The 12,727-nt window shown below is 65.7% G+C and carries 12 protein-coding genes; all 12 read left to right on the forward strand.

The window, feature by feature from the left end; genetic code table 11:
- Positions 1 to 74 precede the first annotated feature (74 nt).
- The 12 genes from ndk (at position 75) to hflK (ending at position 12,720) form a co-directional block, all read left to right on the forward strand.
- Entirely contained in the window at positions 75 to 500 is a 426-nt protein-coding gene (ndk, locus tag U6958_RS10275) for a nucleoside-diphosphate kinase (protein WP_016447563.1), read from the forward strand.
- A gap of 92 nt (positions 501 to 592) precedes the next feature.
- Positions 593 to 1,717, forward strand: a complete 1,125-nt coding sequence (rlmN, locus tag U6958_RS10280; protein WP_017404144.1) for a 23S rRNA (adenine(2503)-C(2))-methyltransferase RlmN — start codon at positions 593 to 595, stop codon at positions 1,715 to 1,717.
- A gap of 28 nt (positions 1,718 to 1,745) precedes the next feature.
- Complete coding sequence (gene pilW / locus U6958_RS10285) at positions 1,746 to 2,606, forward strand: type IV pilus biogenesis/stability protein PilW (RefSeq protein WP_174538864.1); 861 nt, start codon at positions 1,746 to 1,748, stop codon at positions 2,604 to 2,606.
- Positions 2,599 to 3,594, forward strand: a complete 996-nt coding sequence (locus tag U6958_RS10290; RefSeq protein ID WP_074920962.1) for a RodZ domain-containing protein — start codon at positions 2,599 to 2,601, stop codon at positions 3,592 to 3,594. The genes pilW and U6958_RS10290 overlap by 8 nt, the downstream gene beginning before the upstream one ends.
- A 2-nt stretch (positions 3,595 to 3,596) precedes the next feature.
- Positions 3,597 to 4,880 carry a flavodoxin-dependent (E)-4-hydroxy-3-methylbut-2-enyl-diphosphate synthase gene (gene ispG / locus U6958_RS10295; protein WP_016451290.1) on the forward strand — a complete coding sequence of 428 codons (1,284 nt, stop codon included), beginning with the start codon at positions 3,597 to 3,599 and terminating at the stop codon, positions 4,878 to 4,880.
- A gap of 184 nt (positions 4,881 to 5,064) precedes the next feature.
- On the forward strand, positions 5,065 to 6,324 hold the full coding sequence (gene hisS / locus U6958_RS10300; protein ID WP_212646543.1) for a histidine--tRNA ligase: 1,260 nt from the start codon (positions 5,065 to 5,067) through the stop codon (positions 6,322 to 6,324).
- A 70-nt stretch (positions 6,325 to 6,394) separates the two neighbouring features.
- Complete coding sequence (locus U6958_RS10305) at positions 6,395 to 7,078, forward strand: tetratricopeptide repeat protein (protein WP_016447557.1); 684 nt, start codon at positions 6,395 to 6,397, stop codon at positions 7,076 to 7,078.
- A gap of 20 nt (positions 7,079 to 7,098) precedes the next feature.
- Entirely contained in the window at positions 7,099 to 8,256 is a 1,158-nt protein-coding gene (gene bamB / locus U6958_RS10310) for an outer membrane protein assembly factor BamB (protein ID WP_016447556.1), read from the forward strand.
- Between the two features lie 15 nt (positions 8,257 to 8,271).
- Complete coding sequence (gene der / locus U6958_RS10315; RefSeq protein WP_016447555.1) at positions 8,272 to 9,618, forward strand: ribosome biogenesis GTPase Der; 1,347 nt, start codon at positions 8,272 to 8,274, stop codon at positions 9,616 to 9,618.
- Between the two features lie 102 nt (positions 9,619 to 9,720).
- Entirely contained in the window at positions 9,721 to 9,972 is a 252-nt protein-coding gene (gene hfq, locus U6958_RS10320) for an RNA chaperone Hfq (protein ID WP_012206813.1), read from the forward strand.
- Positions 9,973 to 10,039: 67 nt separating this feature from the next.
- The gene (hflX, locus tag U6958_RS10325) at positions 10,040 to 11,254 is read left to right on the forward strand and encodes a GTPase HflX (RefSeq protein WP_016447554.1); all 1,215 of its coding nucleotides are present in this window, start codon (positions 10,040 to 10,042) and stop codon (positions 11,252 to 11,254) included.
- A gap of 71 nt (positions 11,255 to 11,325) precedes the next feature.
- A complete protein-coding gene (hflK, locus tag U6958_RS10330) occupies positions 11,326 to 12,720 on the forward strand; it encodes an FtsH protease activity modulator HflK (protein ID WP_016447553.1) in 1,395 nt (464 codons plus the stop codon).
- Positions 12,721 to 12,727: the final 7 nt, after the last annotated feature.

The raw sequence follows: 12,727 nt of genomic DNA on the forward strand, positions 1-12,727 counted from the left end.
GATGGCACAGCTAGAATCAACGGTTTTGTCCAATTGACAAAAATCCATAGTAACCCTGATTAGGAACCATTCAAATGGCCATCGAACGCACTCTTTCCATCATCAAGCCCGACGCCGTTGCCAAGAACGTGATCGGCCAGATCTACGCTCGCTTCGAGGCCGCCGGCCTGAAGGTCATCGCCGCCAAGATGGTGCACCTGTCGCGCGGCGAAGCCGAGCAGTTCTACGGCGTCCACAAGGAGCGTCCCTTCTTCAAGGACCTGGTGGACTTCATGATCTCCGGCCCCGTGATGATCCAGGCCCTGGAAGGCGAGAACGCCATCCTGAAGAACCGTGAACTGATGGGCGCCACCGACCCCAAGAAGGCTGAGAAGGGCACGATCCGCGCCGACTTCGCCGACAGCATCGACGCCAACGCCGTGCACGGCTCTGACGCCGCTGAAACTGCAGCCGTGGAAGTGGCATTCTTCTTCCCCGGCATGAACGTCTACTCGCGCTGATCCCCGCGTCTTCCGCGGCCGTCATGGTCTGTCCGGTGCAGGCCATGCCTGCCGCGGAAGAGCCGAGAGCGGCGTGGCACCGGCCTGCCGACATGAATACCAATTTGCTAGATTTTGATCTCGACGGACTGGCCGCTTATTGCGAACAGCTCGGCGAGAAGCGTTTCCGCGCAACGCAGCTGTTCCGCTGGATCCACCAGCGAGGCGCCAGCGATTTCGACCAGATGAGCGATCTGGCCAAGTCCCTGCGCGAAAAGCTCAAGGCGCGTGCCCACATCACGGCCCTGCCGGTTCTGACCGAGCATGTGTCTGCCGATGGAACGGTCAAGTGGCTGTTCGACGTGGGGGGCGGCAATGCCGTCGAATCCGTTTTCATTCCCGAAGATGACCGGGGCACGCTGTGCGTGTCGTCCCAGGCCGGCTGTGCCGTGGGCTGCCGCTTCTGCTCCACGGGTCACCAGGGCTTCAGCCGCAACCTCAGCACGGGCGAGATCCTGGCCCAGCTCTGGTATGCCGAGCATGCGCTGCGCAAGCGCCTGGGCACGGGCGGCGAGCGCGTCATCTCCAACGTGGTGATGATGGGCATGGGCGAGCCGCTGCAGAACTACACGGCCCTGGTGCCGGCGCTGCGCGTGATGCTGGATGACCATGGCTACGGCCTCTCGCGCCGCCGCGTGACCGTGTCCACCTCGGGCGTGGTCCCGATGATCGACAGGCTGTCGCAGGACTGCGCCGTGGCCATGGCCGTGTCGCTGCATGCACCCAACGACGAGCTGCGCGACCCGCTGGTGCCGCTGAACCGCAAGTACCCCATCCACGAGCTGCTCGATGCCTGCGAGCGCTACCTGGAGTTCGCGCCGCGCGATTTCATCACGTTCGAATATTGCATGCTCGATGGCGTCAATGATCAGCCCGAGCATGCGCGCCAACTGATAGAGTTGGTCCGCGCACGTGGCGACGGCCGCAGCTGGTGCAAGTTCAACCTGATTCCGTTCAACCCCTTCCCGGCCTCGGGCCTGCTGCGTTCACCTGCAGCGCGGGTGACGGAGTTCGCCAGCCTGCTGAGCAATGCCGGCATTGTGACCACGGTGCGCAAGACACGTGGCGACGACATCGACGCAGCCTGCGGACAGCTGGCTGGCGATGTCAAGGACCGCACGCGCGCTGCCGAGCGCATGGCAAAGCAGCGCACCATTGTTCTCAAGCAGATGCCTTGAGAGGACCTACGGAACAAAGGGACAGTTCATGAAGTCAGTGGCTCGGCGGCTGCGATCGGGGGGTATCGGTGGATGCATGCGCTGGGCAGTGCCGGTGCTGGTCCTTGCCTTGGCCGGTTGCGCCGGCAAGCAACCTTTGGTGCCTTCGGCGAATTCAGGCTCCGGCAATGCTTCGTCCGTCTCCAATGCCTCGATGGCCTCGGCCGCCGAGGTCGATCCCCGTCGCCGCGCGGCCATTCGCCTGGAGCTGGCGGCTTCCTACTTCCAGGCCGGCCGTATCGATGTGGCCCTGGAAGAGGTAAACCAGGCGCTGGCCTCCGACCCCGGTTCCGCCGATGGCTATGGACTGCTGGCCCTGATCTACATGCGCAACCAGGACTGGGACCAGGCCGATGCCAGCCTGCGCAAGGCCATGTCGCTGCGCCCCCAGGACGGTGACCTGCAGCACAACTACGGGTGGCTGCTGTGCCAGCGCAAGCAGTATGTGCAGGCCCAGGAATGGCTGGACAAGGCACTGGCCCAGCCCGGCTACCTGGAGCGTCCCAAGACATGGATGGCCAAGGGCCTGTGCCTGCAGCAGGCCGGCCTGCTGGTCGAGGCCCAGCAGGCGCTGCTCAAGGGCTATGAACTCGACGCCGCAAACCCGGTGATAGCCTATCACCTGAGCAATGTGATGCTGCAGGGGGGCGACGCCAAGAGGGCGCAGTTCTACATCCGCCGCCTCAACAGCAGCCCCCAGTCCAACGCGGAAAGCCTGTGGCTGGGCATCAAGATAGAGAGGGCGCTGCAGCAATCTGCAGCGATGCGGCAGCTGGCCGACCAGCTGCACCAGCGCTTCCCGGAGTCCCGCCAATGGCTGGCCTACGAGCGTGGAGCATTCAATGAGTGAGGTGTTGGCGGTGCATGACGAAGCAGGTACGCAAGGCGAGAACGCCAAAACTTCCATGACGGCGGGCACGCTGCTGCGCCAGGCGCGCGAGGCGGCAGGCCTGTCGCTGGCCGGGCTGGCGGCGGCGCTCAAGGTGCCGGCACCCAAGCTGGAGGCCCTGGAGGCGGATGACTATGCCGCCTTCCAGGACCATGTCTTCATGCGGGCCCTGGCACAAAGCGTCTGCCGCACGCTGCGCGTGGACTCGGCCTCGGTGCTGGCCCTGCTGCCGCGCACCCAGCTCAAGAGCCTGGCCGATGATCGCGGCAGCATCAATGCCACGTTCAAGGAGCGCTCCTTCAAGGCCACCGGAACACCGCTGGGCCGCGAAAACGGTTCGCGCAAGGTCGCCATCATCGTGCTGCTGCTGCTGGCGGCTGCCGCCGCCGTGTACTTCCTGCCCAAGCACGAAGGCGATGCCGAGGAGCCGCAGGCCGGCTCTTCCGACGCCGCTGCCCTGGTGTCGCCGGCCGCAACCGTGTCCGAGCCCGTGGCTGCCCAGGAGCCTGTGGCGCCCGCAGTGACAGCGCCAGCCTCCGAAGGGGCGGCGCCTGCAGCACCTGCACCTGCACCTGCACCTGCACCTGCAGCGCCTGCAACAACGCCAGCCGTCCAGGCGCCTGCAGCAGCGGCTCCCGCAGCCGGCGTGCCTGGCGATGTGCCCGCCGATGCCGCAGCGGCGACTCCTGCAACCCAGGCCGCGCAAACGCCTGGTGGCGTGCTGGTCATGAAGGCCAGCGCACAATCGTGGGTGCAGGTCAAGGATGCCAACGGCCGCGTGGTGCTGCAAAAGACGCTGGCGGCAGGTGAGTCGGTTGGCGCCGAAGGTGCGCTGCCGCTGTCTGTCATCGTCGGCAATGCCAGCGGCACCGAAGTGCGCGTCCGTGGTGAGCTGCTGGAAGTGGCCAAGACCACCCGTGACAACGTGGCCCGCTTTGAGGTGAAGTGACCGTGCAAGATTTCCTATCCACGCAGCAGCCGATAGCGATTGCCTCGCCGCTGCCGCGCAAGTCCCGCCAGGCCCGCGTGGTCTGGCGCAACAATGTCGTCACCGTGGGCGGCGATGCGCCTGTGCGCGTGCAGTCCATGACCAACACCGATACGGTGGACGCGGTCGAGACGGCCATACAGGTGCGCCAGCTGGCCCAGGCCGGCTCGGAGATGGTGCGCATCACCGTCAACACGCCCGAGGCAGCCGCTGCCGTGCCCTACATCCGCGAGCAGCTCGACCGCATGGGCGAGTACGTGCCGCTGGTGGGCGACTTCCACTACAACGGCCACCGCCTCCTCACCGAATACCCGGCCTGCGCCGAGGCGCTGTCCAAGTACCGCATCAACCCTGGCAACGTCGGCAAGGGCGAGAAAAAGGACAAGCAGTTCGGCCAGATGATCGAGGCGGCAGCCCGCTACGACAAGGCCGTGCGCATCGGGGTCAACTGGGGTTCGCTGGACCAGGAGCTGATGGCGCGCCTGATGGACGAGAACTCGCGCCGCGCCCAGCCCTGGGATACGCGCCAGGTCATGTTCGAGGCGCTGATCTCCTCGGCCGTCGATTCCGCGCGCCTGGCCGAGTCCATGGGGCTGAACGGCGACAACATCATCCTGTCGTGCAAGGTCAGCGGCGTGCAGGACCTGATCTCGGTCTACCGGGCCCTTGCGCAGCGCTGCGACTATGCGCTGCACCTTGGCCTGACCGAGGCCGGCATGGGCACCAAGGGCACGGTGGCCTCGGCCGCCGCGCTGTCCGTGCTGCTGCAGGAAGGCATTGGCGACACCATCCGCGTCTCGCTCACGCCCCAGCCCGGTGAGGCGCGCACGCAGGAAGTGGTGGTTGCCTCCGAAATCCTGCAGGCCCTGGGCCTGCGCGTTTTCGTGCCCAGCGTCACGGCCTGCCCTGGCTGCGGCCGCACCACCAGCACCACCTTCCAGGAGCTGGCCAAGCGCATCGACGACTACCTGCGCGGCCAGATGCCGCTGTGGCGCATGAAGTACCCCGGCGTCGAGGCCATGAAGGTGGCCGTGATGGGCTGCATCGTCAACGGCCCTGGCGAGAGCAAGCACGCCAACATCGGCATCAGCCTGCCCGGGACGGGCGAGGCGCCCGCTGCCCCCGTCTACATTGACGGCGAGAAGGCGTTGACGCTGCGCGGCGAGCGCATTGCCGAGGAATTCCAGACCCTGGTCGAAGACTATGTGGCGCGCACTTATGGCACCACCGCTGCCGCACCCGCCTGAGCGGCTGCGCCAGGCATTGCAGTTATTGCAAAATAGATAGCACACCACGCTTTGTTTCATGGGGTCTCACGCGGGATGCGCGTGGGAGCATGGAGCGCAAAAGGCGGGGTCCGCTCCTGTTTCCGAGCATTCATCGAACGAGAACAACGTGGCCAAACCCGAAAAACTCTCCGCCGTCAAAGGCATGAACGACATTCTTCCCGCCGAGTCCGCTCGCTGGGAATGGCTGGAGGCGCAGGTGCGCGAGCTGATGGCGCGCTTTGCCTACCGCAACGTGCGCACGCCCATCGTCGAGCACACGCAACTGTTCGTGCGCGGCATCGGCGAGGTGACGGACATCGTCGAAAAGGAGATGTACTCCTTCGAGGACAAGCTCAATGGCGAGCGCCTGACGCTGCGCCCAGAAGGCACGGCGAGCCTGGTGCGCGCCACCATCGAAAACAACCTGCTGTACGACGGCGGCAAGCGCATGTGGTACATGGGTCCCATGTTCCGCCACGAGCGCCCGCAGCGCGGCCGCTACCGCCAGTTCCACCAGATCGGTGCCGAGGCCCTGGGCTTTGCCGGCCCCGATGTCGATGCCGAGCTCATTTTGCTGGCCGTCTCCTTGTGGAAGCAGCTGGGCCTGACGCAGTGGCGCCTGGAAATCAACAGCCTGGGCCAGCCCGAGGAGCGCCAGGCCCACCGCCAGGCCCTGATCGCCTACCTGGAGCAGCACCAGGACGTGATGGACGAAGAGGCCAGGCGCCGCATGTACAGCAACCCGCTGCGCGTGCTGGACACCAAGAATCCCGCCATGCAGGCCATGGTCAACGGGGCGCCGCGCCTGCTGGACTTCCTGGGCGAGGGCTCGCTGGCCCACTTCGACGGACTCAAGGCCATCCTGGACGCCAATGGCGTGCCCTGGACCGTGAATCCGCGCCTGGTGCGCGGCCTGGACTACTACAACCTCACGGTGTTCGAGTTCATCACCGACATGCTGGGCGCGCAGGGCACCATCTGCGCCGGCGGCCGCTACGACTACCTGATCGAGCAGGTGGGCGGCAAGAGCGCGCCGGCCGTGGGCTGGGCGCTGGGGGTGGAGCGCGTGCTGGAGCTCGTCAAGGAGCTGGGCGCCGACATCCCCGCGCCCACGCTGCATGCCTACGCCATCGTTCCCGACGTGTCGGCCATGCCCGTGGCCCTGCGCACCCTGCAGCAGCTGCGCGAGGCCGGCGTGCGCGTGCAGATGCATGCGGCCAGCGCCGAAGGCCTGGGCAGCATGAAGTCGCAGTTCAAGAAGGCCGACGCCAGTGGCGCGCATTTCGCATTGATCTTCGGCTCCGACGAGCTGCAGCAGGGCCTGGTCACCGTCAAGTCGCTGCGCGACGGCACGGGCCAGCAGGTGCAGCAAGCCCTGGCCGATGCGGCCCAATGGGCTGCCACCCTACAATCGGCGGTTTGACCGTCATCCGCAGCTTTCCAGGCCACCGCTCCAGCGGCGTCCTCCATACACAAGGCGACACAGGCGATTCATGGCAAACCATTTCGATCTCGAAGAACAAGAGCAGATAGAGCAGCTCAAGCATTTCTGGAATACCTGGGGCACGTTGATCACGGGTGTGCTTGTGGTCATCTTTGTCGGCTTTGCCGGCTGGAATGGCTACCAGTACTGGGAAAAGCGCCAGGCCACCCAGGCTGCCGCTCTGGCGCATGCCGTCGATGTGGCGCTGTCAGGCAAGGATGCGGCGCGCGCCGGCCAGGCCTTTGCCGATCTCAAGGACAAGTACGCCGGCACCACGCAGGCAGCCCAGGCCGGCCTGCTGCTGGCCAAGGCCGCAGTGGACGAAGGCAGGCTCGATGATGCCAAGGCAGCCCTGACCTGGGTGGCCGACAAGGGCGACGAAGGCTACAAGGCCCTGGCCAAGCTGCGCCTGAGCGCCGTGCTGGAGCAGCAAAAGCAGTACGACGAAGCCCTGAAGGCGCTGGATGGCAGCATGCCCGAATCCTTCGCCGGCATCGTGGCCGACCGCCGCGGCGACATTCTTGCGGCCCAGGGCAAGACGGCCGAGGCCATCGACGCCTACCAGCGCGCCCATGCGCTCCTGGACAAGGGCGTGGACTACGGACGCCTGATCGAATTCAAGCTCAACGCCCTGGGCGCCACGCCCACCGTGCTGGCACAGGCCAAGACTTCGACCTCGGAGAAGCAACCTTGAAAACTTCGGCAGATCAACTGATGGCAATCTCGCGCCCGCGTGGCGTTGCGCGCTGGATGGCTCTGGGCCTGCTGGCCGGTGCCCTGGGCGGCTGCTCCACGGTCTCCTCGTGGTTCAGCAGCGACACCAAGCCCAAGCCCAAGGAACTGGGGGCCAACCCCGGCCTGCTGGCAGTGCACCAGGCCTGGACGGCCAAGCTGGGCGCCGAAGTGCCGCTGGCCACCGACATCCATGTGCAGGGTGACACGCTGCTGATCGCGGCCAAGGACGGCAGCGTCACGGCCCTCGATGCGCGCAATGGCAGCCAGCTGTCGCGCTTCACCGTTGGCGAGCCGCTGACTGCCGGCGTGGGTGGCGACGCCCAGCGCCAGGCCGTGCTCACGCGCAGCAACCAGGTCATCGTCTACTCGCAAGGCAAGCAGCTGTGGAAGCAGCCGCTGCCCGCAGCCGCCTACACGCCGCCGCTGGTGGCGGGCGGCCGCGTCTTCGTGCTGGCGGCCGACCGCTCGCTGGCCGCATTCGATGCCGCCAACGGCCGCAAGCTGTGGACCGCACAGCGCCCGGGCGAGCCCCTGGTGCTGCGCCAGCCCGGCGTTCTGATCGCCGTGGGCAACACCCTGGTGGCCGGCCTGTCGGGCCGCATGGTGGGCATCGATCCCGACACAGGTGCCGTGCGCTGGGAGGCCCCGCTGGCCAGCCCGCGCGGCACCAATGACGTGGAGCGCCTGGTGGACCTCGTCGGCCGCGTCAGCCGTGTCGGCGACAGCGTCTGCGCGCGCGCCTTCCAGGCTGCCGTGGGCTGTGTGGATACGCAAAATGCATCGGTGCGCTGGACCCAGCCGTCCAAGGGTGCCGACGGCATCGACGGCGATGGCGAGACCGTGTTCGGCGCCGAAAGCAATGGCACCGTCCAGGCCTGGCGCCGCGGCGACGGCTCGCGCGTGTGGTCCATCGACCAGTTGCAGCACCGCCGCCTGACGGCGCCGTTGATGCTGGGCCGTTCGGTGGTGTTTGGTGATGACTATGGTGTGGTGCACCTGCTGTCCAAGACGGACGGACAGGCGCTGGCACGATTGAAGACGGACGACTCCGGTGTGGCCTCGCCCCCGGTATCGGCTGCCAATACGCTGGTGGTGGTAAGCCGCAGCGGAACTGTGTACGGCTTCCGGCCGGATTGATAGGTATTTTCGGGAATGAAGCCAGTTATTGCCCTGGTAGGGCGACCCAATGTGGGCAAATCGACGCTGTTCAATCGGCTGACCAAGTCGAGGGATGCAATCGTCGCGGATTTCGCGGGCCTCACGCGTGACCGCCACTATGGACAGGGCCGCCAGGGCAAGCACGAATACATCGTGATCGACACCGGCGGCTTCGAGCCTGATGCATCCAGCGGCATCTTCAAGGAGATGGCGCGCCAGACGCAGCAGGCCGTGGCCGAGGCCGACGTCGTGGTCTTCGTCGTCGATGCGCGCCTGGGCATGTCTGCCCAGGACCATGACATCGCCAAGTACCTGCGCCGTCTGGGCAAGCCCTGCGTGCTCGTGGCCAACAAGGCCGAGGGCATGAAGGAAGGCGTGCAGCTGACCGAGTTCTACGAACTGGGCCTGGGCGAAGTGCTGCCGGTTTCCGCCGCGCACGGACAGGGTGTGCGCGGCCTGGTCGACCTGGCCCTGGGCCAGCTCAACCTGCCCGAACCCGAGGAAGACGACCCCTTCGACGATGTGGCCCAGAAGCCCATCCGCCTCACCGTGGCCGGTCGCCCCAACGTCGGCAAGTCCACGCTGATCAACACCTGGCTGGGCGAGGAGCGACTGGTCGCCTTCGACATGCCGGGCACCACGCGCGATGCCATCTCCGTGCCCTTCGAGCGCGCCGGCCAGAAGTTCGAACTCATCGACACGGCAGGCCTGCGCCGCAAGGGGCGGGTGTTCGAGGCCATCGAGAAGTTCTCCGTCGTCAAGACGCTGCAGGCCATCGAGAGCGCCAACGTCGTGCTGCTGCTCATCGATGCCACGCAGGGCGTGACCGATCAGGATGCGCACATTGCCGGCTACGTGCTGGAAAGCGGCCGCGCCGTGGTGCTGGCCGTGAACAAATGGGATGCGGTGGACGACTATCAGCGCCAGATGCTGGAGCGCTCGATCGAGACGCGCCTGTCCTTCCTGAAGTTCGCTCCCATGCACTTCATCTCGGCCGAGAAGCGCCAGGGCCTGGGTCCGCTGTGGAACTCCATCATCCAGGCGCACAAGGCAGCCACCTGCAAGATGCCCACGCCGGTGCTCACGCGCCTGCTGATGGAAGCCGTGCAGTTCCAGACGCCCAAGAAGACAGGCATCTACCGACCCAAGATGCGTTACGCGCACCAGGGTGGCATGAACCCGCCGGTTATCGTCATACACGGCAATTCGCTCGAGCATGTGACGGAGGCCTACAAGCGCTTCCTCGAGGGGCGGTTCCGAAAGGAATTCAATTTGGTCGGCACGCCGTTGCGGATCGAGTTGAAAACCTCTCATAATCCTTTCGCCGACAAGGACAAATAACAAGCCACGGAATTTGGGGAAAACCCTTGTGCAGACAGGGGGCCCAAAACACTGTGGTAAGGTGTCGGTTTACAACAACACTCTTCGAACACGGAGAATATCGTGAGCAACAAAGGCCAACTCCTCCAAGACCCGTTCCTGAACGCGCTGCGCCGCGAACATGTGCCGGTGTCCATCTACCTCGTCAACGGCATCAAGCTGCAAGGCCAGATCGAATCCTTCGACCAGTACGTGGTTCTGCTTCGCAACACCGTCACCCAGATGGTTTACAAGCACGCCATCTCCACCATTGTTCCCGGCCGCGCCGTGAACTTCTCCACGGCCGAAGCTGCCGGCAGCGACGCCAGCGCTTGAGCTCGCTGCGCCCTGATGCCTCCCCGCACAGCCGGGGAGCTTCCTCACCCTTCGGGAGAGGTTTTTCTTGAGTTCTGAATCTTTTGACCGGTCCACGCCAACGCCAGTGCTGCTGGTGGGCGTGGATTTCGGCTTTCCCCATTTCGATGGCGAGTTGGAAGAGCTGGGCCTGCTGGCCGGCACGGCCGGCCTGCGTCCCGTTGCACGCCTGACCTGCAAGCGCAAGGTGCCCGATGCGGCGCTGTTCGTGGGCAGCGGCAAGGCCGACGAAATCCGCATGCTCGCCCAGATGCACGGGGCCCAGGAAGTGCTGTTCGACCAGGCCCTGAGCCCGGCCCAGCAGCGCAATCTGGAGCGCCATCTGCAGATGCCGGTCAACGACCGCACCCTGTTGATCCTGGAGATCTTCGCCCAGCGCGCCCGCAGCCATGAAGGCAAGCTGCAGGTGGAGCTGGCGCGCCTGCAATACGTGGCCACGCGCCTCGTGCGCCGCTGGACCCACCTGGAGCGCCAGATGGGCGGCATCGGCGGGCGCGGCGGCCCTGGCGAAAAGCAGATCGAGCTGGATCGCCGCATGATCGACGAATCGATCAAGCGTACCAAGGAACGGCTGCTGAAGGTCAAGAAGCAACGCGCCACGCAGCGCCGCCGGCGCGAGCGCCATGGCATCTTCAACATCTCGCTGGTCGGCTACACCAATGCCGGCAAATCCACGCTGTTCAACGCGCTGGTGAAGGCGCGGGCCTATGCGGCCGACCAGTTGTTCGCCACGCTGGACACGACCACGCGCCAGCTGTATTTGAACGAGGCCCGGCAATCGGTGTCCCTGTCGGACACCGTGGGCTTCATCCGCGACCTGCCGCACGGGCTGGTCGATGCATTCCAGGCCACGTTGCAGGAGGCGATCGATGCCGATCTTCTGCTGCATGTGGTTGACGCCTCCAATCCGAACTTCCCGGAACAAATCCAACAAGTCCAGAAAGTTCTGAAGGAAATCGGTGCCCAGGAGGTGCCTCTGGTACTGGTTTTCAACAAGCTCGATGCCGTCGATGAAGAGCGGCTTCCAGCGCAGTTGCAGGACCAGTACGAGCTTGACGGACTACCTGTTTCACGGGTGTTTGTCAGCGCCCGCTCCGGTGAGGGGCTGCCGCAGCTGCGGCAGCTGCTGGCCGACCACGCACTGCGCGCAGAAGCGGAATACGCTGAAGCGCATGGTGGTGAAGAGCGGGGCGAGGGGGAGGTGGATGGCGCGATGCCCCCTGGGCAGGACGCCGAATACTAGGGGCTAGCGCCCTGATTGGGCAAAATGCCGATTGGGTCCCTGTCTTTACCGAAGAAACCGAGACTTCTCGCATGAATCTTTCACAACGCGCCCATCGCTGGGCGATGCTGCCGCAGCGCCTTCGCGGGATGTTCAACCTGAATGATCCGCGCTGGGGGCGTGGCGACGACAAGAACGACGATGCCTCGCGCCCCGATGCCGACCGTCCCGCTGCGCCGCCGCCTGCGGAACCCGCACGCGACAACCGCGACAGCCGTGACAACCGTCCCTCCTCGGGTGGGGGTGGCCAGCCGCCGGATCTGGACGAGCTGTGGCGTGACCTCAACCGCAAGCTTTCGGGCCTGTTCGGCGGCAAGCCGGGCGGTGGCCGCGGGCAGCCGCCCGTGCGCAATGGCGGTGGCAGCCAGCCGCCGGACATGCGCAGTGCCGGCATGGGCGTGGGCCTAATTGCCGGCATTGCCTTCATCATCTGGATGGGCACGGGCATCTTCATCGTCCAGGAAGGCCAGCAGGCCGTCATCACCCAGTTCGGCAAGTACAAGAGCACGGTGGGTGCCGGCATCAACTGGCGCCTGCCGTACCCGATCCAGCGCCATGAACTGGTGTTCGTGACGCAGATCCGCTCGGCCGACGTGGGGCGCGACACCATCATCAAGAGCACGGGCCTGCGCGAGTCGGCCATGCTCACCGAGGACGAGAACATCGTCGAGATCAAGTTCGCCGTCCAGTACCGTCTGAGCGACGCGCGTGCCTGGCTGTTCGAGAGCAAGAACCCGTCCGAGGCCGTGGTCCAGGCCGCCGAGACCGCCGTGCGCGAAGTCGTCGGCAAGATGAAGATGGACACGGCGCTGGCCGAGGAGCGAGACCAGATCGCGCCGCGCGTGCGCGACCTGATGCAGACCATCCTGGACCGCTACAAGGTGGGCGTGGAAGTCGTGGGCATCAACCTGCAGCAAGGCGGCGTGCGTCCGCCCGAGCAGGTGCAGGCCGCCTTCGACGACGTGCTGCGTGCCGGCCAGGAGCGCGAGCGCGCCAAGAACGAGGCCCAGGCCTATGCCAACGACGTGGTGCCCCGCGCAGCCGGCTCGGCGGCACGTCTGCTGGAAGAGGCCAATGGCTACAAGGCCCGCATCGTGGCCCAGGCCCAGGGTGATGCGCAGCGCTTCAGCTCGGTGTTCACCGAGTACCAGAAGGCGCCCCAGGTCACGCGCGACCGCATGTATCTGGAAACCATGCAGCAGATCTACGGCAACGTGACCAAGGTGCTGGTGGAATCGCGCCAGGGCTCCAACCTGCTGTACCTGCCGCTGGACAAGATCATGCAAGGCGTGAGCGGCAATGTGCCGGCAGCCGATGGCTCGGCTGCCCCCAGCACCCAGGCGCCTGCGCCTGCCGCCATTCCCGGCCTTTCGAACGATGCGCGCAGCCGCGACAGCAGTCGCAGCCGTGACCGCGAAGCACGCTGAGGAGCAG

This window comes from Delftia lacustris (assembly GCF_040267515.1).
Lineage (GTDB): Bacteria > Pseudomonadota > Gammaproteobacteria > Burkholderiales > Burkholderiaceae_C > Comamonas > Comamonas tsuruhatensis.